This window comes from Salipiger sp. 1_MG-2023 (assembly GCF_030547555.1).
Taxonomy (GTDB): Bacteria; Pseudomonadota; Alphaproteobacteria; order Rhodobacterales; family Rhodobacteraceae; genus Salipiger.
Map to the genome: position 1 here is coordinate 25,755 of NZ_JAUOQN010000036.1, position 26,092 is coordinate 51,846.

The 26,092-nt window shown below is 63.1% G+C and carries 20 protein-coding genes; 13 read left to right on the forward strand and 7 right to left on the reverse strand.

The annotated features are described in order from the left end of the window. Window positions 1–447: 447 nt before the first annotated feature. Window positions 448–726 carry a hypothetical protein gene (locus tag Q4543_RS16060; protein WP_303439793.1) on the reverse strand — a complete coding sequence of 93 codons (279 nt, stop codon included), beginning with the start codon at window positions 724–726 and terminating at the stop codon, window positions 448–450. Window positions 727–728: 2 nt separating this feature from the next. Between Q4543_RS16060 and Q4543_RS16065 the strand changes: the two genes are divergently transcribed. Further along, the gene (locus tag Q4543_RS16065; RefSeq protein ID WP_303439795.1) at window positions 729–1,535 is read left to right on the forward strand and encodes a sulfotransferase domain-containing protein; all 807 of its coding nucleotides are present in this window, start codon (window positions 729–731) and stop codon (window positions 1,533–1,535) included. Then, entirely contained in the window at window positions 1,532–2,695 is a 1,164-nt protein-coding gene (locus Q4543_RS16070) for a glycosyltransferase (protein WP_303439797.1), read from the forward strand. Before Q4543_RS16065 ends, Q4543_RS16070 begins: the two co-directional genes overlap by 4 nt. 12 nt (window positions 2,696–2,707) lie before the next feature. Here the strand turns inward: Q4543_RS16070 and Q4543_RS16075 are convergent, their stop codons facing one another. Then, window positions 2,708–3,655, reverse strand: coding sequence for a glycosyltransferase family 2 protein (locus Q4543_RS16075; RefSeq protein ID WP_303439799.1), 948 nt, complete (start codon window positions 3,653–3,655; stop codon window positions 2,708–2,710). 250 nt (window positions 3,656–3,905) lie between these two features. Here Q4543_RS16075 and Q4543_RS16080 point away from each other — a divergent pair, with 250 nt between their 5' ends. Genes Q4543_RS16080 through Q4543_RS16100 form a run of 5 tightly spaced genes read left to right on the forward strand, consistent with a single transcriptional unit; the run spans window position 3,906 to window position 8,845 of the window. Next, window positions 3,906–4,505, forward strand: a complete 600-nt coding sequence (locus tag Q4543_RS16080; RefSeq protein ID WP_303439802.1) for a family 16 glycosylhydrolase — start codon at window positions 3,906–3,908, stop codon at window positions 4,503–4,505. Continuing rightward, a complete protein-coding gene (locus tag Q4543_RS16085; protein WP_303439804.1) occupies window positions 4,498–5,460 on the forward strand; it encodes a glycosyltransferase family 2 protein in 963 nt (320 codons plus the stop codon). Before Q4543_RS16080 ends, Q4543_RS16085 begins: the two co-directional genes overlap by 8 nt. 5 nt (window positions 5,461–5,465) lie before the next feature. Further along, window positions 5,466–6,608, forward strand: a complete 1,143-nt coding sequence (locus Q4543_RS16090; RefSeq protein WP_303439807.1) for a glycosyltransferase family 1 protein — start codon at window positions 5,466–5,468, stop codon at window positions 6,606–6,608. Next, the gene (locus tag Q4543_RS16095; protein ID WP_303439809.1) at window positions 6,605–7,537 is read left to right on the forward strand and encodes a sulfotransferase; all 933 of its coding nucleotides are present in this window, start codon (window positions 6,605–6,607) and stop codon (window positions 7,535–7,537) included. Before Q4543_RS16090 ends, Q4543_RS16095 begins: the two co-directional genes overlap by 4 nt. Before the next feature lie 39 nt (window positions 7,538–7,576). Further along, window positions 7,577–8,845: an O-antigen ligase gene (locus tag Q4543_RS16100; RefSeq protein WP_303439811.1), complete on the forward strand. Its 1,269-nt coding sequence runs from the start codon at window positions 7,577–7,579 to the stop codon at window positions 8,843–8,845. Here the strand turns inward: Q4543_RS16100 and Q4543_RS16105 are convergent. After that, window positions 8,842–10,254, reverse strand: coding sequence for an oligosaccharide flippase family protein (locus tag Q4543_RS16105; protein ID WP_303439812.1), 1,413 nt, complete (start codon window positions 10,252–10,254; stop codon window positions 8,842–8,844). The two genes, Q4543_RS16100 and Q4543_RS16105, sit on opposite strands and share 4 nt — an antisense overlap. Before the next feature lie 272 nt (window positions 10,255–10,526). Between Q4543_RS16105 and Q4543_RS16110 the strand changes: the two genes are divergently transcribed. The 3 genes from Q4543_RS16110 to Q4543_RS16120 all read left to right on the forward strand — a co-directional run bounded on the left by Q4543_RS16110 (window position 10,527) and on the right by Q4543_RS16120 (window position 19,005). Continuing rightward, the gene (locus Q4543_RS16110) at window positions 10,527–11,681 is read left to right on the forward strand and encodes a glycosyltransferase family 4 protein (RefSeq protein WP_303439813.1); all 1,155 of its coding nucleotides are present in this window, start codon (window positions 10,527–10,529) and stop codon (window positions 11,679–11,681) included. Between the two features lie 431 nt (window positions 11,682–12,112). Continuing rightward, window positions 12,113–13,747 carry a hypothetical protein gene (locus tag Q4543_RS16115; protein WP_303439814.1) on the forward strand — a complete coding sequence of 545 codons (1,635 nt, stop codon included), beginning with the start codon at window positions 12,113–12,115 and terminating at the stop codon, window positions 13,745–13,747. Window positions 13,748–14,007: 260 nt separating this feature from the next. After that, entirely contained in the window at window positions 14,008–19,005 is a 4,998-nt protein-coding gene (locus Q4543_RS16120; protein ID WP_303439818.1) for a family 16 glycosylhydrolase, read from the forward strand. Window positions 19,006–19,035: 30 nt separating this feature from the next. Here the strand turns inward: Q4543_RS16120 and Q4543_RS16125 are convergent, their stop codons facing one another. The 3 genes from Q4543_RS16125 to Q4543_RS16135 all read right to left on the reverse strand — a co-directional run bounded on the left by Q4543_RS16125 (window position 19,036) and on the right by Q4543_RS16135 (window position 21,747). Continuing rightward, entirely contained in the window at window positions 19,036–20,475 is a 1,440-nt protein-coding gene (locus Q4543_RS16125) for an FAD-dependent oxidoreductase (RefSeq protein ID WP_303439821.1), read from the reverse strand. Further along, window positions 20,472–21,161, reverse strand: coding sequence for a hypothetical protein (locus Q4543_RS16130; protein ID WP_303439822.1), 690 nt, complete (start codon window positions 21,159–21,161; stop codon window positions 20,472–20,474). The genes Q4543_RS16125 and Q4543_RS16130 overlap by 4 nt, the downstream gene beginning before the upstream one ends. A gap of 400 nt (window positions 21,162–21,561) precedes the next feature. Continuing rightward, a complete protein-coding gene (locus tag Q4543_RS16135; RefSeq protein ID WP_216002854.1) occupies window positions 21,562–21,747 on the reverse strand; it encodes a hypothetical protein in 186 nt (61 codons plus the stop codon). 1,240 nt (window positions 21,748–22,987) lie between these two features. Between Q4543_RS16135 and Q4543_RS16140 the strand changes: the two genes are divergently transcribed. The 3 genes from Q4543_RS16140 (at window position 22,988) to Q4543_RS16150 (ending at window position 25,544) form a co-directional block, all read left to right on the forward strand. Continuing rightward, window positions 22,988–23,614: a sugar transferase gene (locus Q4543_RS16140; RefSeq protein WP_252737428.1), complete on the forward strand. Its 627-nt coding sequence runs from the start codon at window positions 22,988–22,990 to the stop codon at window positions 23,612–23,614. Window positions 23,615–23,758: 144 nt separating this feature from the next. Further along, window positions 23,759–24,724, forward strand: a complete 966-nt coding sequence (locus Q4543_RS16145; protein WP_303439828.1) for a lysylphosphatidylglycerol synthase transmembrane domain-containing protein — start codon at window positions 23,759–23,761, stop codon at window positions 24,722–24,724. 49 nt (window positions 24,725–24,773) lie between these two features. Beyond that, on the forward strand, window positions 24,774–25,544 hold the full coding sequence (locus tag Q4543_RS16150) for an acyltransferase (protein WP_303439831.1): 771 nt from the start codon (window positions 24,774–24,776) through the stop codon (window positions 25,542–25,544). Window positions 25,545–25,607: 63 nt separating this feature from the next. On the opposite strand, the gene Q4543_RS24625 is transcribed toward Q4543_RS16150, so the two are convergent. Then, window positions 25,608–25,940, reverse strand: a complete 333-nt coding sequence (locus tag Q4543_RS24625; protein ID WP_368502162.1) for a transposase — start codon at window positions 25,938–25,940, stop codon at window positions 25,608–25,610. Window positions 25,941–26,092 lie beyond the last annotated feature (152 nt).

The following is a 26,092-nucleotide window of genomic DNA, read 5'->3' on the forward strand; positions in this document are numbered from 1 at the left end:
AGTACGAACCGGGCTGACCGATCGCCGCGATCGAGATCGGGCGTCACGCATCTATCAGGTGCCGCCAGCGGCAACATCGATCCAGAACGGCCTATGAGAGAGCCCAAGAGATAGGCCTGAATGCCCCCGCCGTCGTCGCCAGCATTTGGAATGCGACGAAGCTGCTCACCACTCAGCACATCAGTCCGAACACAGGAGGAGAGGGGCCGTGCTCTTCGCAGGTTTCTTCGGGCATTGTTCTATCCTCTTTACGGACGCGGACGTCGATCACTACCCCCTTACAATGCCTTGGAGCCGCGATCCGGAGCAGTCAGCAAAAGCGTATCTCAGGCTATTTAGGTGCAGCCCCCTATCCTTTCCGATCATCTGCAGAAGGGCGCGGAACGTTCATGGATCGATATGCCAAAAGGATCGCTTTGTAGCCGCATGAAGGACGGACCTGACTGTCTAACCCAGCCCCAGCGGGCATGGATTGTGCCATTTCAAAAAGTCGCCCTTCGCGTCACCACAGCCGGTTGCGCAACCCAGTTCGAAGATGACAGAACGAGGTTGGTGGATCAGATCCTCGGCGTTCCCTGGCAAATCCTGGGGGCCTGTGGATCTGGCATGGCCTTCAGCCTTGCCAGAACGAGGATCATCGCAGATAATTTTTTGGTAGTGATTTAAGGAGGCGGAGTATGCGCCCGGGTTTGATTGGAATAGGCGCACAAAAATGCGCGTCGTCATGGTTGCATGCGATTGCTGGGTCACACCCTGAAATCGGCATTTCAGACCCTAAAGAGGTCGATTTCTTCTCGTATTACTTCGACCGTGGCTATGCGTGGTATGAGGGCCATTTCGTCGAGGGCCCGTCGACGCGCGTCTATTTCGAAAGCTCGCCATCGTACTTCCATGACCCGCGCGCGCCAGAGCGGGCCTTTGCCTATCGCTCGGATCTCAAGGTGTTGGCGCTGCTGCGTGATCCGCTCAAGCGCGCCTTCTCAAATCACCTTCACGAGATCATCAAGGGACATATCCTGCCCTGCACCTTCGAGGACGGTCTGGAAAACAATCCGGCCTATGTGGAGCAGGGCCTTTACGCGACGCATCTTGGCCGCTGGTTCGATGCGTTCCCCGCAGATCAGGTGCGCGTGATGTTTGCCGAGGAAATCTCGATCGACGCCGGCGCGGCCGCGCGCGACGTGTTTGCCTTTTGCGGTGTCGATCCGGCCTTCGACAGCCCGATCCTGCATGAACGCCGCAACGAAAGCGACCGGGCCCGGCTGCCGGTTCTGCGCACCGGGCTGCGGGCGGGCGGGGACTGGCTGCGGCGTCAGGGCATGGAACCGGCGCTGGCGCGGCTCAAGCAGACGGGGCCTGTTTCGGCGCTGCTGAAGGCCAACAAGGTTGATATCCGCAGCGAGATTCCTCCGATGACCGCAGACACCCGCGCCGCGCTGACCGAGCGTTTTGCGCCCGAGATGGACCGGCTGCGGCAGATGCTGAACCGCGACCGGCTGCCATGGGATGCCGTGCGCCTCGCGTCCGCGTCATGAGCAAAGCCCGCCCGAGGCTGATCGTCTTTGGTTTCGACGCGGCCGAAGCGGCGCAGATCCGACGGATGCGCAGCTATCTCGACTGCGGCTTCGATGTCATGGGGTTCATGATGCGGCGCGCGAACATGAACCTTGATTTCAAACCGTTCTGGGACAATGTGCACCTGTTTCAGACCATCAACGGCGGTCTGCCATGGCGGGTCGCGGCGGTTGCGGGGTCCGTGCTGAAGGTGCTGCTGCATCGCCGCAAGCTGGTGGGCGCTGATGTCATCGTCGCGCGCAATCTCGACCTGCTGGCCGTCGCTGTCGCGGCACGGGCAATGGTGCGCCCGAAGCCGCGGGTGATTTACGAATGTCTCGATATCCACGGTTTGATGACCGATCCGGGGCTCAAGGGCCGCGTGACCCGCGCGCTGGAACGCGCCTTGCTGGCCCGCACCGACGCGCTGATCATCTCGTCTCCGGCGTTTCTGCGGGAATATTTCGCGCCGGTGCAGAAATGGGACGGCCCCGTTGCGTTGGTCGAGAACAAGCTGTGGATCGAAGATGGCGGGCCCGGTCGCCCTGCGCCGCCTAGCGCCGACACGCCGGATGAGTGGACCGAGGAAACACCGATACGGCTGGCTTGGGTCGGAACGCTGCGCTGTGCGCGAAGCCTTGATATCCTTGCGCAAGCCGCGGAACGCATGGGGCCGCGGCTACAGATTGCCCTGCATGGGGCGGTGCACCACCACGCCGTGCCCGGTTTCGACGCCATCCTTGACCGGCACCCGAACATGACGTGGCACGGCGCCTATGATTATCCCAACGATCTTGCGCCGATCTACGCTCAGAACAATCTCGTCTGGTCGCAGGATCTTTGGCAATGGGGCACGAATTCGACGTGGCTTCTGCCCAACCGGATCTACGAGGCAAGCTATTTCGGCTGCCCGTCGATTGCCGTGGCCGGTACCGAGACCGGCCATCGGGTCGAGAACGGCCTTGGCTGGACGGTGCCCGAGCCGAGCGCAGACGCGCTCTGCGCCCTGCTGAATCGGCTGACGCCCGCCGAGGTCGCCGCCCGGCGCCAAGCGCTGTTGTCGAGACCTGAATCCGAGTTTCGCCAGTCCGCGGCCGAGATCAGCAACGCCTTGCGCGCCGGGATGCCCACCGCCGCCTGACGATACGCAGCTTTATCGGGCCGGCCTGATCCGTCGTGTCATCGCCTCAGCCACTTGCCTCAGCAGCCGGCCTGCGGCTTGGGGGCGGCGCAGCAGCGCGGCGGCGGCGGCGGCAAGGCGACCGGCCCGCAGCGCCTGCAGCACGGCTTCGGTGGTGCCAAAGTCGAGAAAGCGCCGCATGTGCCGGCGCAGCAGCCGCCGTGCCTCGGGGGAAAGCCGCTGCGCATGCCGGTCCAGAAAAGCCGCATCTGCCCGTGCCAATGCCGTTGCATGATCCGGGTTCAGCCGGGAGGAGATCGTCCCCGATGCGCGTGTATAAAGGTAGCCCGCCTTTGGCAGGACCCACAGCGCACCCCCCGCCGCAAGCACAGCGGCAATCAGGTGGAAGTCTTCGCCGTTGCGCAGGGTTTCGTCGTATTGAACCCCATGTCGTTTCATAAATTCTAGCCGGATCAATGGCTTGAGATACCCAAGGCCGGGCTTGCCCTGTTCCGCCTGACACCCGGCAAGAAAGGTCTCAAGATCCCAGCAGACGGGCTCTGTCAGCTCCAGCGATGCAAGATGCGTCGGCCCGGCGGCATGGCCTTCGCCATCGACGGGCTGAAAATCATCATAGATCGCATCGGCGCCCCTCGCCTCGCCAAGCGCGATCATCGACGCAAGCCGCCCCGGCGCCATCGCATCGTCAGCGTCGAGCACCGCAACCCAGCGCCCCTGCGCCGCCGCGAGCCCGGCGTTGCGCGCCGCTGCCGGGCCGCCGTTGCGCGGCTGACGCAGCGCCCGAACCCGCCCGTCCTGCGCCGCCAGATTCTGGGCCAGCGCGAAGGTCCCATCAGGCGAAGCATCGTCGATCACGATCACCTCGACCGAGACATCATTCTGCGCCAAGGCGCTGCGCACGGCATGGGCAAGGCTCGCTTCTGCGCACCAGGCGGCGATGATGATTGTTGCGTCAACCATTTGGGCGATCTACCATCTGCTCATAGTTCGTTACTTGGTTAGGAATGCGCGCATGCGGATTACCCGCGTCTTCCCGTATTATTCAATCTTGGCGGGGTTTGTTCTTTGCGCAACCGTCATTGAGACTCCGGCCGCCCCGAGCGGGGCTTTTCTGACACGGCTCGACGATCTTCATGACGACGGGGCGTGGTACGTATCGACCTTCGCCATAAAGCGCGACAGTTTTCGCACGGCGTGGAAGCGAGGGTCTGTGACACGGCCACCAACTGGCGGAACCATGCTGTCGCTGGTGCCCGCCCCGGTGGAATCGTCCAAGGATTTCTTCGGAGCAGAGCTTCAGCGCAAGCAGCGCACCCATTTCGGCCGCTATGAGATCGTGATGACCGCCGCGCGCGGCTATGGGGTGATCTCGTCTTTCTTCACCTACACCGGGCCGTTCTTTGGCGACACGCATGAGGAAATCGACTTTGAATTCCTTGGGCGCGACACCACGAAGGTCTGGCTGAACCGCTTTGTCGATGGTCAGAAGCTGCCGGGCCAGTGGACCGACCTTGGCTTTGACGCGGCGGATGGTGCACATACTTATACGCTCGACTGGTTGCCCGACCGGCTGGTCTGGTCGGTCGACGGGCGCGAACTGCTGCGGGTCACCAGCGCCGAAACGGCGATTCCGCAGATCCCGCAGCGCATCTATCTGAACATCTGGGGCGGGGGCGCCGCTCAGGAGAGTTGGTCGGGCGAGGCTCCGGATCAGATCCGCGCCCATGCGGTCTATCATTGCCTGTCCTATCGCCCGGTCGGCGCGGACGCGCCGATGTGTTCCGACGAGTCGGAGCCGGTGCATGACTGAGCCGCGCGTCTCTGTGCTGATCGCGGCGTGGTCCGCCGAAACGACGCTGATGCGCGCCATCGACAGCGCGCTGGCCCAGACACTGCCGGTCGAGGTGATCGTGATCGACGATGCCTCGCCCGACCGCACCGCAACCCTTGCCGAGGCGCGGGCCGCCACCGATCCGCGCCTGCGGGTTCTGCGCCAGACGCGCAATCAAGGCCCGGCAGCGGCGCGCAACCGCGGGCTTGAAATCGCCCATGGCGAGTGGGTGACGGTGCTTGATTCCGATGATTTCTTCTGCGAGCCGGACCGGTTGGCGCGGCTGGTGGCGCTGGCCGAGGCCGAGGGCGCGCAATTCGTCGCAGACGATCTGTGGAAGCTTCAGGACGGGGCGCTTGACGGGCCGCGCTGCAGGATGATCTCTGACCAGCCGCTGGGCGCCGTATCGCTGGATGCGGCAGGTTTCGTGGCGGGCAACCTGTCGTCCTGGCATGGTGGGCGGCGCGAATACGGCTTTCTCAAACCCCTCATGCAACGGCGTTTCCTGCGCGAGCATGGGCTGAGCTATGCGCCCGATATCCGGCTTGGCGAAGATTACGTTCTCTACACACAGGCGCTGATCGCGGGGGCACGTTTCGTGCTGACCGATCCCATGGGCTACGCTGCCGTGGTGCGCTCTGGCTCGCTGTCGGGCTGGCATCCGAGCGAGGCGCATGAGCGGCTGATCGCGGCGGATCGGGCGCTTCTGGCGCTTCCGGGCGTCGATGCGCCCACCCGCAAGGCCCTGTCTGCCCACCTGATGGAGCAGCGCAAGAAATGGGCGTGGCGGCAGCTGATTGACGCCAAGAAGGCCGCCGATCCCGCCGCCGCGCTGCGCTGTTTTCTGGCGCCGCCGCCGGTTCTGGCCGATCTGCTCGGCAAGCTGGGCAAAGAGGTCGCCTCGCGCCTTGGGCGCAGGCTGGGTTTGCGGTGAGCGCCGTGTTCGACATTCTGGTGGTTGCCGATCCGCGATTTTCTGGTGGCAGCACCTCGGCGCTGGTGGCGGATGTGATGGCCATGGCAGAGCTTGGGGCCTCGGTCGGGCTGGTGTTTGTGCGCTCGGGCTATCTGGACGATGCGCGGGATGCCGAAAACCCCAAGGCGCTGGCGCTGGCCGATCTGGACGGCGTCACGCGGATATCTCCGGACACCGAGGCGCGCGCGGGGCTGGCCTTTCTGCATCACCCACTGGTGTTCTTTCGCGGCATCGAGGAACGGCTGACCCTGAGCGCCGAACGCTCGGTGATCGTGACCCATCACGCGCCGTTTCGCTCGGACGGCTCGCTGGAATGGGATCCGGTGGCGACGCGGCGCCGGGCCCGGCTGGCAACCGGCCTGTCGGCATGGTTTGCGCCGATCTCGGGCGTGGTGCGCGCGCAGCTGGCCAGTTTCGCGCCGCTGATCCGGCAAAGCAGCGACGATTGGCCGAACGTGTTCGATCCGGGCGATCTTGCGCCGACCCGGCCCGCGCTTCTGGGCCCGCCTTTGACCATCGGGCGCCATGGCCGCCCCGATCCGCTGAAATTCCCCGCCACGGGCCCCGAGATCGACGCCTCTCTGCCGGCAGAGAATGGAACTCGCGTGCGGGTCCTTGGCTGCCCGACCGAGGCGCTGATCGCCCGGGGCGCCCATACCGACCGCTGGGAGGTGCTGCCCTTTGGCGCAGAGCCGGTGGCGCAATTCCTCAATTCGCTCGACGTTTTTACCTATCACTACCACCCCAACTGGCTTGAAGCCTTTGGGCGCACGGTGGCCGAGGCGATGCTTTGCGAGCGTCCCTGCCTGCTGGACCCACGCCTGAAGGCAACCTTTGGCGACATGGCAAGCTATTGCCAGCCCCATGAGGTGGCAGACGCCTTGCGCCGCATGGCGGCCGCGCCGGACGCGTCGCTGGCCCGCGCCGCCGCCGCGCGTGATACCGCATTGCGCCGCTATGGCGCCGCCGGGATGGCGCAGCGGCTCGAGGCACTGCGGCGCGATCGCGGTGATGCTGGCAGGGCGGGCGCCTCGACCCCTGCCATACGGGCGGCCCGCAAGGCTGTGGGGCTCTATCGTCGCAGGGCACAGGGGGACAGTGGGTGAAATCGTCAACGGGCACCATTCAGAAGGGGCGGCGCGAGCGGATCCGAACCGGCTTTGCGCTGGCCATGATGCTGCGCCGCAACCGGCAACGCAGCGACGGCAGCCCGCCGCCGCTGTTCATCATCGGCTCGGGTCGGTCGGGAAACACGCTGGTGCGGCGCGTTCTGATGGCCACCGGCGCGATCCACATTCCTCCCGAGACCTTCGTGCTTGGCGACATCATCGAAAGCTGGTCGCGGCTGCACGGCCTGATGTGGCGCGAAAAGGTCTGGCTGTTCTGCGCCCATTTCGAAAAGCATCCGCAATTTGCCGATTTCGGGCTGGTGAACCTCAACGATTTCGCCGCCGAGGCGATTGGCCTGACCGATCGCTCGTTGCCGTCACTGATCGCAGCTTTCTACCGGTATCTTGCGCAGGCGGACCATTCCGAGGCGACACGCTGGGGCGACAAGACCCCCTACAACACCTTCCACCTGCCGGCGCTGCGCGCTGCCTTTCCCGATGCGCAATTCCTCTGGTTGGTGCGCGACGGCCGAGATGCGGCGTTGTCCTACGTCGAGGCGGGGCTTTATGACGATTTCCAGACCGCTGCGGCGCGCTGGGTCGATGCAAACAGCGCCTGCGAAAGCCTCGCGCAGACCGGGGCCGACGTGTTCCGCATGTCCTACGAGGCCCTCGTGGAAGACCCCGAAGCCAGCTTTCAGGACATCTGCGACTGGGCCGCCCTGCCGTTCGAGCCGGCGATGCTGACGGCGCCAAGCGCAAGGCTGGGCGATGTCGAGACCCATGCGCATCATGAAAATGTGCGCTCGCCGATCTCGGCGAAATCCGTCGGGCGCTGGAAGAGCCGGCTGAGCCGCGAAGACCTCGCACAGGTGCGCGGAGAGTTTGCATCCATGTTGGAGAAGATGGGCTATGAACCACATTAACGCGCCCAGAACCCCGCAGACGTGGCAGGGCGAGGCGCAATGACAAGTCTTGCCCAGCCGATTCATGGCGGAAGCCAGCATGGCAGGCTGCGTCTGCATATTTCGAACGAGCGCCGGGATCTGCTGCTGTTCGCGCTGTGGTGCCTTGTGACCTTCGTACAGTTTCCGGGCGATAGCCTGATCCTCTACCCGCTGGCGCTATACTACAGCTGGGCCATCCTGCGCGATCAGTCTCGCATAGTCACGTTGATGGCCAAATCATGGGTAGTGTTACTGTTCCCGATATGGTGCCTGATCTCGCCGATCTGGGCGGTCGAACCGGCGGCCGCGTTCAAGAAGGCGGTGTATCTCGGGCTGACGATCATGATCTGCTATCAGGTCGCGGCGACGATGCGGCCACGTGCGATCCTGTATTCCCTGTTCATCGCGGTTGGCGGCATCGGCTTGATCAACGTGGTCTATGCCTATGGCACCGGCGATATCACCACCGGGATTTTCGCGCAGAAGAACACCATGGGCAAGAACATGGTGGTGCTTTGGGTGATCTGCGTCAGCGTTTTCATCGACAGCGGCTCATCACGGGGCATGCGCCTCGCCGGGTTGGCAATGTCCGGCGTTGCGGTGCTGATGGCCTTTCACAGCGAGTCCGCCACCGCCGTGCTGCTGATCTTTGGCACCGGCGCGCTGATCGCCCTTTCGGTGATGTTCCTGATCGGCGGCCTCATGCGTCTGAGCCGCGTCGCCGCGCTGTGCTTCGGGCTGGCGTTCACCAGCATCGTCGGTGCCGTGCTTGTGTCGAACATGCAGTCGAACCCGGCGGAGCTTGTGCTTCAGCATTTCGGCAAATCCTCGACCCTGACTGGCAGAACCGTGCTGTGGGACTATGCCGAAATGCAGATCGCCGAACGGCCTCTGCTGGGGGTCGGCGAAGACGGGTTCTGGCAATACGCCCAATCGCCGCTGGTGCGAAAGATCTTTTTCGAGTTCTACAAGAAGCCGGGGGATTCGTTTAACTTTCACAATTCGTTCTACGAAATCACCGTACATCAAGGGCTTATCGGCGTGGGTATCGCCAGCATCGCGCTGATCTGGGCGCTGCTGCAGGTGGTGCGAGGGGCGCTGGTGTTTGGCGCGACACCGCAGATCTTTTTCCTTGCGATGGCCGCGGCGGTTTTGGCGCGCAGCATGACAGAGGCCGATTTCCTCAAGCCCTTCGTCCTGTTTCACATGGTGCTATGGATCGGCGCGCTGTCGTCGTTGCGCCTGCGGATGCAATACGGGGACACGTGGCGGTTCAAGGAATCCTAGCGCCCGAAGACGGCGAGGGCGTCACGCAGGCGCTGGCGCAGCAAGACTGCAGCCACGGCCCAGACGGCAAGCAGCAGCAGCGCCGCCCAGACCAGTGTCGCCCATCCCGAGGTCACCGCGGTCAGCCCGCGCCCTGCAAGCCATAGCAGAAGGCCAATCGCAACCGGCGTGGCCAGCGCGGCATAGGCCGCCTTCAGATCAAGCGTGACGGCGCGCCCGACGTGCTGCCACTGGCGCGGAATGAACAGCAGCGCCGCCACCGAGAGCGCCGCCGCCACCGCCGTGACCCCGAAGGGCAGGGCGATCGCGACAAGGATCAGGCGCAGCAGCGTTCGTTCCACCCCCATCCGCAGCTGCAACCCGGTCTGGTTCATCGACTGGAACAGCACCCCGGCATGGGAGATCGACGCCTCGATGGCAATTCCCGGCGCAGCCAGAGCAAAGATCATCGCCGCCGGGATCCATGTGTCGGACAGCAGCAACGCAAAGGCGGTCTCGCCAATCGCGGCCAGCAGCGCCATCGGCGGTATGATGACAAAGCCAAGCAGCAACACGCCTCGCACGTAGATATCGGCCACCCGCGCGCTGTCGCGCTGCGCGGCGCTCATGTGTACAAAGGCGATGCGCGCGAAGGGGGCGGCAAGCCCCTGCAAGGGCAGGTTCTGAATGCGTTGGCTCATCGAATACTGACCGAGCGGCGCGCTGCCATGCGCATAGCCGATCATCATCATCGGGATCTGCCGCTGTGCCGTCATTAGAAGCGAGACACCAAGCACGTTGCGGGCAAAGCCGATGTGATCGCCAAGGGGCAGGCGCTTGCGCGGCGACAGCGGGCGAAACCCACTTAGCAACACCGCCCCAAGGCATTGGACCAGTGCAAGCGTGATCTGCTGGGCGATCAGTGACCAGGCCCCGGCACCAAGCATCGCAAGGCTGACCACGATCACGAACCCGGCGATGGCCGCGACGATGCGCAGCGTTGCCAGAACGGGAAATCGCTTTGACCGCTCCATCACCGCGGTCGGCACTGCCGACAGCGATTGCAGGAAGGGCACCATCGCCAGCGCCATGATCAGCGGCCCGACAGAGGGCCGGTCGAACAGACCCGCCCAGAGCGGCGCGATCAGCATCAGCGCCGCCCCCAGCCCAAAGCCGATGAGGCAGAGAAACCAGAAGACGCTGCTCCATTCTGCGGCATCGAAGCTGTTCTTGCGGATCAGCGACCGGCCAAGCCCCGCGTCGCTCAGCAGCTGGGCAAAGACGGTCACCGTCATCGCCAGCGCAACGTCTCCGAAGGCTGCAACGTCAAGATAGCGCGCCACGATTGGCAGGACGAGCAGCTGCGACAGCGTGATGAACACCTGCGATCCTGACAGCGAGCCAAGATTGACCAGAAAATGCCTTGCCACAAGAAAACCCCCGGAGAGAATATCGCTCAAACAATGCGATGGCACGCCACGATCAACTTCACTAGCCTGAAGAGTCGGGTCAAGAGTGCGTAATCTGGCAGGAAATCGTTAAGGTTGACTTTCTACCGGATCAGGGCGCCAATGATGCCATGTACCTTGTGTTCACTCTCATCTGTACGGAGAGACATATTGCGCCTCAACCTTCGTTGTTCGTGTCCAAGATGGCGAATTTTGCCGATATTTTGTGCGTTCCGCGCTGAAAATGGCCCTCTATGCGCATTCTGATTCTCGCCCCGCAACCGTTTTTCGTGCCGCGCGGCACACCGATCGCGGTGCGCGCCCTGATGCAGGTTCTTGCCGGGCAGGGGCACGAGATCGACGCGATCTGCTTTGCCGAGGGCGAAGATCCCGGCATTCCCGGTGTGGGCCTTTACCGGTTGCCAGCCTTGCCCGGACTGCGCAGCGTGCCGCCCGGTTTCTCGCTGAAGAAAGCCGTCTGCGATGTGATCATGCTGCCGATGGCAGCGTGGCGGCTGTGGCGGGGCAGGTATGATCTGGTCATCGCGGTCGAAGAGGCCGCCTTTCTTGCGCTCGCCCTGAAACCGGTCTTCGGGGTCCCATATATCTACGACGTCGACAGCTCGATCCCCGAACAACTGAACGACAAGTTCGCCTTGCCTAGCTGGCTGCACAGGCTGCTCTCGCGCGCCGAAGCGCGGGCGGCGCGGGGCGCGGTCGGGGCAATCACCTGCTGCCGCGCGCTCGAAGAGCTCGTAAAGGGCTATGTGCCGGGCCTTCCGGTGCAGACGCTCGAAGACGTGACGCTGATCGCCGAGGCGGGCGCGCCGCCCGAGGATTGCCGCTTTGACGAGCCCGTCATCATGTATATCGGCAACCTCGAAAGCTATCAGGGCGTCGATTTGTTGATCCGCGGGTTTGCCCGGTCCGAAGGGCCGGGGCGTCTGGTCATCATCGGCGGGGTGCAGGCCCATATCGACGCTTTGCGCAAGCTGGCGGATGAGGTTGGCGCCGGAGACAGGGTCAGCTTTCTCGGGCCGCGCCCGGTCGAGCGGATCGGCGATTATCTGTCGCGGGCCGACATCGTGGTGTCCCCCCGCACGCAGGGGCGCAACACGCCGATGAAGGTGTATTCCTATCTCGACAGCGGACGGCCGTTGCTGGCGACACGCCTGCCGACCCATACGCAAGTGCTTGACGATGAGATCGCGCTGCTGGTCGACCCGACGCCCGAAGACATGGCACGGGGCATCGCGACCCTGCTGGGCGACGCAGACCATCGCGCCCGGCTGGTCGAGCAGGCCCGCCGCCGCGTGGCGTCCGAATTCAGCCCCGACGCTTACGCCAGCAAACTGACGTCGTTTCTGAATGAAACCATCGCCCCGCGTCTTGCAGAGGAAAGGCAATGACGGAGTCGATGCGCCGGAATTGGGAAACTGCTTGGCCTTTGACCGTTTCGCAAAAATCCGAGCGACCCGATGAATTGGAAAAGCTTCGCAATATCAAATCTCTGCCTGCAGATGTCCATCTATGGTTGTGCCGTCTTTTGGATATGCAGCTTGAACAGTTTCCGCAGGGGAACTTTACTCGATTCAAGAGATTTCAATCAGTCTAATTCACATCTGGATGCGCCGCGTCGAGATGGTTGGGGAACAACACGACACCACACAGGGCGCGATCGGCGCGGGTATGGCGATGGTCTTTGTCAGACACTGACATTTACATGGCGTCGATTTCCGCACTGTATACGTCTGGTCTGCAATAGCGCTTGGGCTGGGTTGCGAGCGATCCGCGCGACGGCCTTGCCATGCGCCACATCGATGTTCCGGGAGCGAGCTTGATGCTTCGAACTGAACGGCATGTTACGATTCTGAGGGCCGAACACGAGGTCCTGATCTTTACCGGCTTCGTTCTACTGGCCGCGGTGTTTGGCCGGCTTGGACACCTTCAGGCCGCACCGGGGTATGACGAGCTTTATCATATTCTTGCGGCGCAGAGCTGGCTCGAGGATGGCAGTCTGCGGCTGTATCAGGGAAGCTATGAGCGCACGCCGCTTTATACTGCGCTGATCGGTTGGATGTTCTCGTTGGCTGGCGAGCCGAGTCTCGTCATGGCGCGTCTGCCCAGCGTGGTGTTCGGCGCGCTGACCGCTGCGGGCGCGGCGCTCTGGTCGCGGCGGGTCGGCGGTCCGGCGGTCGGCTGGATCGTCGCCCTGTTCTTGCTGTTCTGGCCCAGCGGCATCCAGCTGTCGCAGACCATTCGCTTTTACACCCTGCACGGCATGCTGTTCTTTATCGGGGCGATCGCCGTTTATCAGCTGTTCGAACCCGGCCAGAAGACCCCGGCGCGGCTGGGGCTGATCGGGCTGGCACTGGCGGCGCTGTGGTTTGCCAATCAGTTTCAGGACAGCACGCTGGTCGGCGTTCTGGCGCTGGCGATCTGGATAGCAGGGTTCGTCGCATTGCCGAGGATCCTGCAGCACAAGCAGCGGGTCGCCATTCTTGTCGTTCTGACAGGGCTGCTGCTGGCGGCGGTCACGGTGGCATTTTCAAGCGGGATGCTGGCGTCGATCTGGGAAAAATACACCATTTCGCCCTGGGGCAGGGATATCACGGCCTATCATCGGGTCTTCAGCCGGTTCTACCCGGCGATCTGGTCGTTGACGCCGTTTCTGGCCATTCTGGCCTTGCGATCCTTTCCACGCCCTGCGGGCTTTTGCGTGACGCTGGTGGTGGTCGGGCTGATCGTGCATTCCTTCGCCGGGGTGCAGAACCAGCGCTATGTCTATTACATCAGCCCCTTCATGTTCACGCTCTGGGCGATGGGCCTTCTGGTGCTTGTCCCGGCGCTGGCGGACATGCTGCGGCGGGCGCTGTCGGGCCTGCCCCGGCCGTTCTCGGATGGGCGGGCGATGCGGGGCATTCTAGTGTTGGCCGCGGGCTTTGCCGTGCTGACGCAGGATGCGCTGCCCCTGTCGGTGAAGCTGATGATGGGGCGGGTGGCGGTGCCGCTCACACGGGTCGCGGACTGGAGCGACGCCCGACCGGCGGTCGAGGCGCTGGTCGAGGACGGCGCGCTGATCGTCGTCAACAACGAGCTGTCGGCGCTGTATTACCTTGGCGGTTTCGACGTGGTGTTCAGCAACAACTGGCTTCCCGAGATGAACGAGACCGAGTTTGCCAGAGACCCCCGCACCGGGCGGCCCCTGATCAGCGATCCGGAGTCGCTTCGGGCCTTGGTGCGCGCCTATCCCGACGGGGCGTTCGTAGTGTCTGGCGAATGGTGGAAACAGTGGACGAAGAACAACAGCATCGGCGCCCTGCTTCAGGCCTTCGATGTGCCCGGCGTATCGCTGACCACGCAAAGCGCCGGGCCGGTCTGGATCCTGCACTGGCGCAACACCGGCCCCGGCGCGCAGGATGACGCAAGCCGTGCCTTGCGGGCGATTGTCGATCCGGGGAAGTGGACGCGCTGACGTCATGGCGCGCGCCGTATGGTTAATGCCGGGGATTGCGCCGCCAACTTCGCCAGCATCTGTCAGAATCCGTACAAAATAGCTAAAATTTTGATAAAACAGGTCGAGATTCGCTCCGACCCATGTATTATACGTGGGATTTTCGTGATCCTGCTCCCGGTGTTCGGGCGTTTATTTTCAGGGGTCGCGCGTCGCGCTGCTTAGCTGTGCGGCGAGAGTGTTGGTTATCAGGTATTCGGGTAAGGGGTGCAAAAGTCATTATGTCTGAACTCAGGACGTTTTCCGAGACATTCGATACATATGATACGTCGCGATGGTACAGTTCCGACTTTGCTCTCGAGGCAAGCTGGAACCAGACCGCGTGGTCCGAAACCTATGTCACGACGCCAGTCGTCGGCGAGGTGGCGCTGACCTTTGACGGGACCGATCTGTCGGGCAAGCCTTTCACCGGCGCTGAAATCCAGTCCATCGACAGCTTCAGCTACGGCACCTACGAGGTGCAGATGCAGGCGTCGGACGTGTCCGGCGTGGTGTCGGCGTTCTTCTTGTTCAACAGCGAGTATTTCGGCGCTGACGAGCATAACGAGATCGACATCGAATTTCTCGGCAACGACACCACCGTGATGAACATCAACTACTATCACGGGGGCAGCAATCTGGGTGCCTCTGGCAGCGTGCAGGTGGCGCTGGGGTTCGAAGCGGCAAGCGCAATGCACACCTACAGCATCGAATGGATGCCCGACGGCATCCGCTGGTACGCCGATGGCACTCTGCTCTACGAGATCGACAGCGCCACCGCTCCGATCGCGGTGCCCGACGAAGACATGCGGATCTATTCCAGCCTCTGGACCGGGGCCGAGCAGCTTGAAGACTGGCATGGCCCCATCGACGAAGATGCGACGGCGCAGGTCAACCTGTCTTCGGTGAGCTATGTTCCGTATGCCGTCGAAAGCGCCGGGGCCGAGGTGTCTTTCGCCGGCCAGACTGAAGCGCTTGTCGTCGACATGGCGGCGGGCACGTGGATGCGGGCGCTGCGGCTTCTGCCGATCGGGGATTCGCTGACCGAAGGCATGGTCAACGCCAACCTTCCGGTGCCCGAAGACCGCACGGTGCTGGATGGCTACCGGCTTGATCTGTTCGAACGGGTGATCGCGGGCGGCGGCTGGGTCGATTACGTCGGCGGGCTTCAGAACGGTCCCGACAGCTTGCTGGACCCGGATCACCACGGTGTCGCCGGCAAGTATCTTTCGGCGATCGTCGACGATTCCTCCGGGACGTCGGATTTCAGCTACGCGCTCGAGGAATACAACCCGGACATCGCGGTGTTCCTTGCGGGCACCAACGATTACCACAACAACGGCGAAGCCTACCTGCTGTCGGATTACCTGCCGCAGATCGTGGACGACACGCTTGCGGCGATTGAACAATTCTATGCCTTTGCCGGCAACGAGAACCGGTATTTCGTGGTCTCGACCCTGCCGCCCAAGGCGCGCGGCGGCGTCGACCCGGATTGGTACGAATTCATCAATGATGGCTATTCCATGGTGGATGGCGTCGCGGTCGTCGGGGATGCGGGCAATGGCACCTTTGTCGCGGGCATCCGGGACACGGTTGCCTCGCTTCAGAGCACCTATCCGACGCTGGTCCTGTTCGACAATCCGATCACCGATATCGGCGACCTGACCTACGATCTGATCCATTTCTCGGAATACGCCTACATGACCTATGCCGAGGCGCTGTACGACACGCTTCAGGCGGAAATCGGGCTGGACGGCAGCGGCTTCCCCGAACTGGTCAACGCCTTGCCGGTATCGAGCGATGTCACCGGCGGCGAGGCGGGCGACCGGCTTGGCGGCAATGCAGCGGCCAACACCCTGCGGGGCGGCGGTGGCAACGATTATCTGGAAGGGCGCGCCGGGGCGGACACGCTTGAAGGTGGCTCGGGCAAGGATGTCTATGCCTTCGGGCTCGATGCCCTGGACGGGTCGACCGACACCATCCTCGACTATTCCGCCGCCGATGGCGATGTGCTGGACCTTGGCGCGATCATCGACGCCTACGGCTGGAGCGATGCCGAGATCGCCGCGAATGTCGCGATCACCGATGGGGCTGCCGGGGCCGAGGTGTCGATCACCACGCCCTCCGGAACCTTCGTGCTTGCGCTTGTGCAAGGCGTCGCGGCGGCCGATGTCTCGCTTTCGACGACGCAATTCACCCAGGTCTTCACCCGTGAAGAAGAACTGCTGGGCACTGACGGCGACAATCTGCTGTATGACGTCGACGAAGGCCGGGCGATTTATGGCTTTGCCGGGCGCGACGTATTGTATGGCCGCGGCGGCGACGACAGCATCTACGGCGGCACCGGGCTCGACAAGCTGTATGGCGGCAGCGGGGCCGATACCTTTTACTATCGTGCCGAGGATCTCGATTCCTCACGCGATTCCATCTTCGATTTCTCGATTGCCGAGGGTGACAAGCTCGACCTGTCGGATTTTGGGGTGGCCTATGGCTGGACAGCCTCCGAGCTGCTGGCCCAGTTGCAGCTGCAGGAGAATTCCGGGACCGATCTGCGCGTATCGCTCAACACGCCAGACGGGCTGCAGAAATTCCTGTATATCTACGGGGTCACCAAGGACGAGATGCTCAATTCGGGGGCGCTTATCCTCGAGGCCGGGCCTGCGCCCGACAGCGGCGATGACGATGGCAACATGGCGCTGAGCGTGCCGGACGATGTGATCGACGCCTCCGAAGCCTCGGCGGTTGTCGTCACCCTGACAGGGCTGGATGACGACGCTACGGCGGTTGTGACGCTGGTGGTTGGCGGCAGCGAGCTGACCCAGACGGCGTTGGCGGATGGCGATTATGTGTTCGACCTGACGGGGCTGCCCGACGGGCCGGTCACCACCTCGGTCACCGCGACAGACGGCGGCGGCAACGCCAGCACCGTCAGCGGCCCGACCATGACGCTGGATGCTGCCCCCGACACCTCGGCAGACGAAGAGGGCAATCTGGCAGTCGCTGCGCCCGACACCGAGATCAGCGAAAGCGAATTCGATGCTGTGGTCTTCAACGTCACCGGGCTGGATGCCGATGCGACGGCGGTGGTCACGGTCAGCGATGGCGCCGGCGGGTCCGTCGACAACGCCGCCGCGCCGCTTGGCGCCAATGGCAGCGTGGTGCTCGACCTGTCGACGCTTGCCGATGGCCCGCTGACGGTCACGGTCACCGCGACCGATGCCAGCGGCAATGTCGCCAGCGTCGCCGGCCCGGCGATGACGCTGGACAAGACGCTGGACGCCACCGCCGATGCCGATGGCAACCTTGCCGTCACCGCACCCGACACCAGCATCACGCTGGGCGAAGAGGGCGCGGTGGTGTTCTCGGTCTTCGGGATCGACGATGACGCCACCGCCATCGTGACGGTCAGCGACAGCCTTGGCGGATCGATCAGCAACAGCGCCGCACCGCTCACCGGCGACGGTGACGTGGTGTTCGACCTGTCGAGCCTGTCCGACGGCGCACTCACCGTATCGGTCACCGCGACGGATGAGGCGGGTAACAGCGCCAGCGTCTCTGGCCCGACGGTCACACTGTCGACCGCTGAAGCGCCGAGCGTCCCAGAGCCGACGATCATCGGCACCAGCGGCGATGACAACCTGAACGGCGGCGGCAGCGACGATGTCATCGCCGGTCTTGCGGGCAATGACAACATCAAGGGCCGGGGCGGCAATGACTGGCTACTCGGCGATGCCGGCAATGACACGATGAAGGCGGGGGCCGGTGACGACACCCTTGTCGGCGGGCTTGGCGCCGATGCGCTGACCGGCGAGGCAGGCGCCGACCTGTTCCTGATCACCGCCGCCGACCTTGACGGATCGATCGACGACATCAAGGATTTCACCGGCGCCGAAGGCGACGTGATCGAACTGCGCGACATCATTCCCGACGGGCTGAGCGATGCCGAGCTTTCCGGCTATATCCAGGTCTGGAAGGCCGGCACCGTGGGCGAGTTGCAGGTCGACTCCAGCGGCACCGGCTCCTCTTGGGTCACGCTGGCCTATATTCGCAATGGCGGCGATTTCACCTTCGACGCGATGTATGCCGCCGGAGAGATCGTGCTCACCTCGTCCGGCCCCCCGCCGGACAGCGGCGATGATGACGGCAACATGGGTCTGAGCGCCCCCGACACCAACATCGACGCCAGCGAGAATTCGGCGGTGGTGGTCACACTCTCGGGGCTCGACAGCGACGCCACGGCGATTGTCACCCTCAGCGCTGGGGGCACCGATCTGACACAAACCGCGCTGGCGAATGGCGATCTGGTGTTCGACCTGACCGGCCTGCCGGACGGGCCGGTCACCAGCTCGGTCACCGCGACCGACGGCAATGGCAACGCCAGCACCGTCAGCGGCCCGACCCTGACGCTGGACACCGCGCCCGACACCTCGGCGGATGAAGACGGCGATCTTGCCGTCAGTGCCCCCGATACCGCGATCACCTATGGTGAGGATGCGTCGGTGGAGTTCGTGGTCTCGGGGCTGGACAGCGATGCGACGGCGGTGGTGACCGTCAGCGACGAGGCGGGCGGATCGGTCGACAACGCCGCCGCACCGCTGGGCGCAAACGGCAGCCTGTCGCTGGATCTGTCGAGCCTCGGCGATGGCACGCTCACGGTTCAGGTGACGGCCACCGACAGCAGCGGCAATGTCGCAAGCGTCTCCGGCCCGACTATTGCGATGGACACCACCGAACCGTCGGTGCCACCCGGCGCGCTGGTCGGCACCGATGCCGATGACGATCTGCGAGACGGCAATGACGGCACGTTGATCATGTCGCTTGGCGGCAATGACCGGATCATCGCCAACGGTGGCGACGACACGCTGCTTGGCGGCGACGGCGATGATTTCCTGCGCGGCGACAATGGCGACGATGTGCTTGATGGCGGCGCGGGAAGTGACACGCTGCGCGGACAATCGGGGGCGGATGTGTTCGTGTTCTCGATGGATGCACTCGATGGCAGTACCGATCGCATCGACAACTACAGCGGCGGCACGGGCGAAGGCGATACCATCGACCTGAGCGCCATCGTCTCGGCCTATGGCTGGAGCGAGGCAGAGGCGAGCAGCCATGTGGTGCTGACGCAATACGGATCGGGGGTCTATCTTGATCTGGTCTCGACGGAGGTGACCCAGACCCTTGCAGACATCCGCAGCATCACGCTTTCCGACATCTCGATGGATGATTTCGTGCTGGTGTAAGGCGCAACAGGCTTGGCCCCCGCAGGGGGGCTAAGCCGGCAAATTCGCCATGGCCGCCGCCGCGGCGAGTTTCTCTGATACACCGGGCGTATTCAGCAGGCCGGTTTCGGCCCAGAGCGTGCGCCGCACCGTCACATCGCTGAGCGAGGTGGCCATTTCCTGATCTGCGGCGCGGCGCAACCGTTGCGCCAGAGTCCCTGCATCGCTGCTGTGCGGATCAGGATCGGCGCTGTCATCCACCGGTAGCGGCGTTTCGAAGCTGGTCGAGGGCAGGGCGCCTGTGCCAAGTTGCAGCAGCGCCGCGTCCACCGCCCGTTCGGCGATCAGCCGCGCGGTGGTGTATTTCACCCCCGCCACGCTGATCAGCCCGCCCAGCCCTTGGCCCGAATGATCCAGCAGGCTGCCACGGGTGTGACGTTTGCCCCCGCCTCGGCTGTCATCGATATTCGCCGGGATCACCCCTCGATGGACCCAAAGCACATCCTTGCGGCCAAGCCCAAGCTGCGGACAGGCGAGCGCCAGTTCGCTCAGAAAATCATCGACGTCGCTGTCGGCTGAATGGTCGAGGCTGCTCTCATGCGTGCCGATGATGGTGCGGCCCTGCCACGGCGTGAGGAAATACATCCGCCCGCCACGATCCACCACCGCGTCGGATCGCGACCGGCTGACCACCGCGAAACCGCGCCTTCCGACCTCTCGGTCGACCACCAGATTCGTCGCCCTGAGAAAGCCCGAAAACACCGCCGGATCGCGCAGATGCGGTCTGGCAAGCGCGGCGGCAGCTTGCCCGGCGCAGGACAGCGTGACGCGGGCGCGCAGCTGACCTTCGGCCCCGGTCAAGCGATCGCGTAGCCGCGCGCCCGTCACCCGGCCATTTGCAGAAATCAACGCGCTGGCGTCCATGTAGTTTGCCGCCAGCGCCCCGGCCTCGATGGCCGCGCGCAAGCAGGCCATATGCAGCCGGTTCACGTCACGCAGTTGCCCGTCCCGCCAGACACCGCCGCCGCTGAGCCCTTCGGGAGCAAAGCCGCCAAGACGCTGCCGCGCGGCTTTTGCGCCGACAGCCCGCGCACCGTTGTAATGAGGGCCGCGCAATCCGCGAGATGCCAGTGTGTAGATCGCCGCTGCAGCGCCAAAGGCTTCTGGCCCGCGAATACCGTGCCCGAACAAGGGGATGGTGAACTCCAGCGGCGTGCAAATCGGTGCCGCTGCCCGCTGCCAGAAGGCGCGTTCGCGCGCCGAGGCCCGCAGCCGCGCAAAGTCGAGATGCTGCACGTAGCGAATGCCGCCATGCATTAGTTTCAGCGAATTATGCGAGGTCGCCCCGCCGAAATCGTCGCGCTCGACAAGGGCGGTGCGCAGGCCGCGCAGCGCCGCATCCCGGGCTGCCATCAGGCCGTAAATGCCCCCCCCGATCACCAGAACATCGAAGGGCTCGTCGCCAAAGGCGTCAAGCGTAGCGCGCCTCACGAAACGGTCCCCGCCGGGCTGGGCTGCGCTTTGCGGCGCCGCAATCCGATCTGTTCCGCAAGCACTGCCCTGAAGCCTCGGCGCGCTCCGATGCGCCGGGGCTGTCTGCGCAGGGTGAAAAGATGCTCGCGCAGGGCATGCGCCGGGCGCGCCTCGTCAAGCGGAGCGTCGATCAGGCAGCCAAAGGCTCCGAGCCCCGCCTCCGCGCCGGGCAAGGGCAGCGGATCCGAGCCGGGTAGGATCGGCACCCCGTCCCGGAGCGCCTTGGCAAAAATCGCCGGTCTGGGCCAGATCCACGGACGCCCGGCGTTGTCGCCCAGCATCAGGCCCGGTGCATCGGCCCCGATCAGCTCGGCGACCAGCGCCCCGCGCTTGCCAAGCCATTTCCCAACGCCCCATGGCAGAACCGCAGGGATCTGTCTGTCTTGCAGATCGGCAAGAACGGTGCGAATCGGCAGGCCGTCGTCAACGTGCCCGGCGCTGGCCAAGGCAAGCACCTCGACCCCTTCGCGGGTCTGGATCTGCCGACCCGCGATCAGCACCAACCCCGCGCCACCTGCCACGCAACGGGCCCGTAGCGCGGCAGGATCGTCTTCGATCCGGTCAATGGTCCAGCCGATAGGCGCGAGGCGGCCCGTGGCCAGCGCATCGAAAGCGCTGTCGCGCGCCGTTTCGGTCAGCATCATCACCAATGGGGCGGACCCATGCCCTGCACGTTGCGCTGCTGTGAGCAGGTTGTCGCGCCCTGCCGTCAAGGCGCGGCCAGGGTCTGCAGATTGATAGAGGTGAACATGCGTATCTACTGCGATCTGTCGGGAATCGTCGGGCCGCACGGCGCCCGGATGGGCAATGACAGTGTCCAAAATCCGCCTCCTGCAATATGATCGATCAATAGAGCCAGGCTTGCACAGGTCCGGTTCTGGAAAAAGCGCAAACAGGCTGGCCCGTCCGCTGAAGCACGCGCAGTTTCGCATCGCGACGGCAGGGGCCGTCGTCAGCCCGCAGTCATAGTCTATTACCGCCAGTCTGATCGGCATCAGTCGATGCGTCGTCGATGGCAGGGCCGCGGCCGGGCGCTGAGGGGCTTCAGTCGTCCGTGTCGCGAGGATGGCAGGGCAGGATTGTGTTGCACAGCAGCAGCGCAAGCGCGATCAGCACGGGCGCTGTCAGGAAAAAGGCGCTTGTCGCCACCCACCAACCTGCTCCAAGCTGAAGCAAAGACACACTTAATACGAGTGCCATGATCGGCGAGCTGATAAATAAATGTCTCATTCTTTCGTCCCCGTCACACTCAACACCGCGGGCAGCTGTGGAAAATCCACCTTGAGACTCGTATCCGCAATGTGTCCTTCCTATGGACGCGCTGCGTTCAAAACAAGATGAGTGGCCGGTCCGTGGTGCCAAACCGCGTTGAAACGTCGCGTCCGAATCACATTTTCCGCGCTCACCGCTGAATAATCCGACAGGAACATCCGGCGGCTCAAACAAGGATTGCGATGTGCCACCTTGGGAGGTAGCGCATCTTGCGTTGTCGGATGAGCGCCGAACCATGATTTCCCTCACAACATAAACGACCGACTCTGGATCGCACCCAAGAGCCCCACCGTGGATTTGGAACTTATACACAATTGTAGTTAACCCGTCGTTAACGCCGTCGTGAGGGGCGAAAACCCGCCGAAGAACGCGGTTTCCCGTCCTCGCAGAGGGCTTGAACGCAATCATCTGGTTTGTGTTTTGCGATCTCGACATGTCCGGTTTATCGCGCCGGCGTCACTCAGTGATCGAGCATTCCGGCACAGCGCTCGAGCCCGATTTTCCGACCCCGGAGGCAGGACGAATCGTCCGTGCAAGAAACTGTCGACCCACGCTCGGCGGTGTGCGGGCGACTTCGTCGGAAACGACATGTCTGTGCTGGAAATCTGAGCGGATCGATTTCTGGTTCGCGTTTCCCTGATGGTCGGTGATCCCATGCGCCGGGGCCAACAGATTTCGAAGTCGATATGTATTGGACCCGGCGCAGTTTGCACGGTCATGCCGATGAGACTGCAGTGCCGCAAACGCCCGGCGCTGATGGGTTTTCCGAAAAATTCAATCCGTATAGAGTTCTAGGCACTGCGTCATGCCACGTGGGGCCGCAGTGCGTGGCTCAACCCAGCCCACACGGCATGGGAGATTGGCCGCATTTATGGCTCTCCTGTAAGGGGCTGCGCCCGGCGCGGACCGCGCAGATCGGGGCAGGTCGGGGTTGAGTTTCCAAAATTTATAGCATAGATTTTTGCTATTATTTGTTGTGTCTTCTAAGTGTTGGCGACGCGCTTTTGTTGATTTGTGCGCGCCGTTTGTTGTGAGTGGGTAGTGTGTAATGTCGGAGCAAAGATTTGAAAGCCCTATATCTGAAAGGACGATTGCGGACTGTGGCGCGGAACCTGCGGTCGATGTCCTGCCATTTTTCTCAATTGCGCCTCGGGCGGTAGTTCGCTCGAATGTCCATCGCCGGGGTTGGCCCGGCACCATGCGTCGGGCCGTCGGGGGAACGCCGAAACGCATTTTCGACATCGGTTTTGCGGCACTTGCGATTTTGTCGCTGCTGGTGCCGATGCTTCTGATCGCATTTCTGATCAAGGTTGGCTCGAAAGGGCCGGTGTTCTTTGTTCACCAGCGCATCGGTCTGAATGGCAGATCGTTTCCCTGCCTGAAATTCCGCACCATGGTCGTCGATGCCGACCTTCGGCTCGCCGAGTTGCTGGCAACCGACGCCAACGCGGCGAAGGAATACCACGAGACCCGGAAATTGCGGAAGGATCCGCGCATCATCCCGATCGTGGGAAGCATCCTTCGGAAACTCAGCCTCGATGAGCTTCCGCAGTTCTTCAACGTGTTGATGGGGCATATGAGCGTCGTCGGGCCGCGCCCGGTCACATCCGAGGAGATTTCCAGACATTATGGCTGGTCTCATCCTTATATCGATGCGCGCCCCGGCATCACCGGCCTTTGGCAGATCTCTGGCCGCAATGATCTTGGCTATGACGAGCGGATGGGGCTGGACGCGCATTACGTCAAGAACCTGAGCTTTGGTATGGATCTTGCGATCATCATCAGGACCGCCGCCGTGGTGTGTCTGCACCGGAACGGGCACTAGCCCCAAAGCCCGCAGTATCGCCCTGCGGGCTACGTGAAACCTTGGGCCATGACGTCGCAAATTGCGCGCCGTCATGGTCGTCGGAGCATCATGGTGTCGGCAATACGCGCCGGATCATGGTCGAACGCAGAAAAGGTGCGCCGAATGAGCAGGTCCAATCTGGTTTTCGCGATCAAGTTGATCCTTGGCATCGGTCTGGTTTATCTCCTGCTGTCGCAGAAGGATGTCTGGCAAGGCGCGACCACGCTGCTGTCAGGACTGTCGCTGCCCGGCGTCGTGGTGGTGATGTTGATCCCGATCCCGCTGGTCTGGGCCAGCTGTCTCAAGTGGCGCCTGCTTCTGCGCTACCGAGACTGTATCGTCGGGCTACCCAGCCTGATGCGCTATTATACCATTGGCTATTTCTTCAACAATTTCCTGCCAAGCAGTGTTGGCGGCGATCTGGCGCGGTCTTACCTCGTGGGGCGGCGGATCGGATCGCAGGCAGAATCTTTTGCCGCGGTTTTTCTCGAAAGACTGACCGGCTTGCTGACCCTCGTGGCGCTGGCGGTCATCGGATTTGCGGCCACCCCGTCCTTGCATGACGATTTGCTCGTGGCCGGGTCTATCGCGATAATGGCCGGTGGCTGCCTGTTCCTGCTGGCGATGATCTGGTTGCCCGACAGGTTGACCGGCCCGCTGAAGGAAAAGGCCTGTAAACACCGGCGCACCGCCCGTCTTGTCGAGCGCATCGAAGAGATGCGCACCGCCTTGGCCAGCTTCTGGAGCGCGCCCGGGATCGTGTTGCAAAGCTTTGCCTATTCGATGCTGTATCACCTGCTGACCGTGGCAAATATCTTCATCACGGCGCGGGTTCTCGGGATTGATCTGGATCTCGTTTCGCTTTGGGCGGTGGCGCCGATCATTCTGGTCATTGCGGCCCTGCCAACCACGCCGGGGGGCATCGGCGTCTGGGAATGGGCGTTTTCGGTGCTGCTGTTGCCGATCGGAACCGAGCTCGAGCATGGCCTTGCGGTGGCCTTGTTGCTGCGGGCCCAGTTGCTGGTGACCTCGCTGCTAGGCGCGGTGTTCTATGTATTCGACGGGCGTGGCCGGCTGCGCGAGGTTTGACAGCCGATCAATTCCAACTTTCAATAGACTGAGGACAGGGGGGCCAACGATGGGTGAGATTTCCTACAAGGTTCAGGACGAAGTTGCCGGTCGCAAGACCACCTCGATGCAGAAATATCAGGACATGGTCGTCGGATCCCGCGATCTCTGGGCCCTTGTGAAATACGAGCTGATCGTCTTGTTCGTCAGCGCCATCCCCGGCGCGCTTGGTCTGTTCCTTCGGGGAAAGCTGTATCCGGTGCTGCTTGGTGCCTGCGGCAGTGGCGTGGTTTTTGGGCGCAACATCACCCTGCGTCATCCGCATAAGATCAAGCTCGGGGATCGCGTCATAATCGATGACAACGTGATGCTTGACGCCAAAGGCGCGTCGAACAGCGGAATTTCCATTGCCAACGATTGCTTTGTCGGGCGCAATTCGATCCTCAGCTGCAAGGATGGCGACATCGAGATCGGTGAGCGCGCCAACATCGGTTTCAATGCCGAGATCTTCTCGTGCAGCAAGGTTCGCATCGGCGCCGACAATCTGATCAGCGCCTACACATATGTCGTCGGGGGCGGGAATTACGATCTCGACCAGTTCGAAAAGACCATCAACCGTTCGCTGCGCGAGGATCGCGCGCGCGGCGTCATGCTCGAGGACAATATCTGGATCGGCACGCATTCCGTGCTGATGGATGGCGTCACCATCGGCAGCGGAACTGCGGTTGCCGCGGGATCGGTGGTCACCGGGCCGATGCCCGAAGGCGTGATCGCCGGAGGCACGCCCGCCCGCGTCCTGCGAAAACGGATGTCTGGCGACGAACCTAAAAAGTCGGCCTGAACCATCCTGTCCTAGTCGGACCGCCCAGCGTTTTCAACGCCGAGAACTTCTGCACCCGACCGATCAAGGTTGTCGCCCCCTTGAACAGTGGACTCCGCATGGTTCCATGGCCGCATCTCGAGATGCGGGCGGACCAATCCACGCCTTCGAACTTCGAGGCATGAGGCCCAGAAAGGCCCCAACATTCTCAGTTCGCCGAAACCGCGAAAGGTCATCGACCAGCGCAACAAAATTCAGAACCACGATGGGACCGACGCCAGGAACGGTCATCAATCGACGGGCGACAGCATGCATCCCTGCTTTCTCCTTCACGGCACGATCGAGATCTGCAGCCGCTTGGGCACAGCGTGGAATGGACGGCAATGAACCCATCCGCGATGCTGCGCAGCACTGCATCGCGCTCCCCTGCAGCAGCGATTTGGTTTCAAAAGACCTGCCGGTGTCCGCCTTTCCCGATACCCGTCAAACGGATGTATTGACCCAGCGGAATCTGCTCAGGTTAGGCCGCTAATCTGCATGCCTCGGCAGGCGTGCGCATGGCAAGCGCC

What these genes read in the sequence shown, in the direction of transcription:
- Q4543_RS16060 (WP_303439793.1), bottom strand. Translation starts at nt 726, where the DNA reads ATGACGACGCGCATTTTTGTGCGCCTATTCCAATCAAACCCGGGCGCA.
- Q4543_RS16070 (WP_303439797.1), top strand. Translation starts at nt 1,532, where the DNA reads ATGAGCAAAGCCCGCCCGAGGCTGATCGTCTTTGGTTTCGACGCGGCC.
- Q4543_RS16075 (WP_303439799.1), bottom strand. Translation starts at nt 3,655, where the DNA reads ATGGTTGACGCAACAATCATCATCGCCGCCTGGTGCGCAGAAGCGAGC.
- Q4543_RS16085 (WP_303439804.1), top strand. Translation starts at nt 4,498, where the DNA reads ATGACTGAGCCGCGCGTCTCTGTGCTGATCGCGGCGTGGTCCGCCGAA.
- Q4543_RS16100 (WP_303439811.1), top strand. Translation starts at nt 7,577, where the DNA reads ATGACAAGTCTTGCCCAGCCGATTCATGGCGGAAGCCAGCATGGCAGG.
- Q4543_RS16110 (WP_303439813.1), top strand. Translation starts at nt 10,527, where the DNA reads ATGCGCATTCTGATTCTCGCCCCGCAACCGTTTTTCGTGCCGCGCGGC.
- Q4543_RS16115 (WP_303439814.1), top strand. Translation starts at nt 12,113, where the DNA reads ATGCTTCGAACTGAACGGCATGTTACGATTCTGAGGGCCGAACACGAG.
- Q4543_RS16120 (WP_303439818.1), top strand. Translation starts at nt 14,008, where the DNA reads ATGTCTGAACTCAGGACGTTTTCCGAGACATTCGATACATATGATACG.
- Q4543_RS16130 (WP_303439822.1), bottom strand. Translation starts at nt 21,161, where the DNA reads ATGATGCTGACCGAAACGGCGCGCGACAGCGCTTTCGATGCGCTGGCC.
- Q4543_RS16135 (WP_216002854.1), bottom strand. Translation starts at nt 21,747, where the DNA reads ATGAGACATTTATTTATCAGCTCGCCGATCATGGCACTCGTATTAAGT.
- Q4543_RS16140 (WP_252737428.1), top strand. Translation starts at nt 22,988, where the DNA reads ATGCGTCGGGCCGTCGGGGGAACGCCGAAACGCATTTTCGACATCGGT.
- Q4543_RS16145 (WP_303439828.1), top strand. Translation starts at nt 23,759, where the DNA reads ATGAGCAGGTCCAATCTGGTTTTCGCGATCAAGTTGATCCTTGGCATC.
- Q4543_RS16150 (WP_303439831.1), top strand. Translation starts at nt 24,774, where the DNA reads ATGGGTGAGATTTCCTACAAGGTTCAGGACGAAGTTGCCGGTCGCAAG.
- Q4543_RS24625 (WP_368502162.1), bottom strand. Translation starts at nt 25,940, where the DNA reads ATGCAGTGCTGCGCAGCATCGCGGATGGGTTCATTGCCGTCCATTCCA.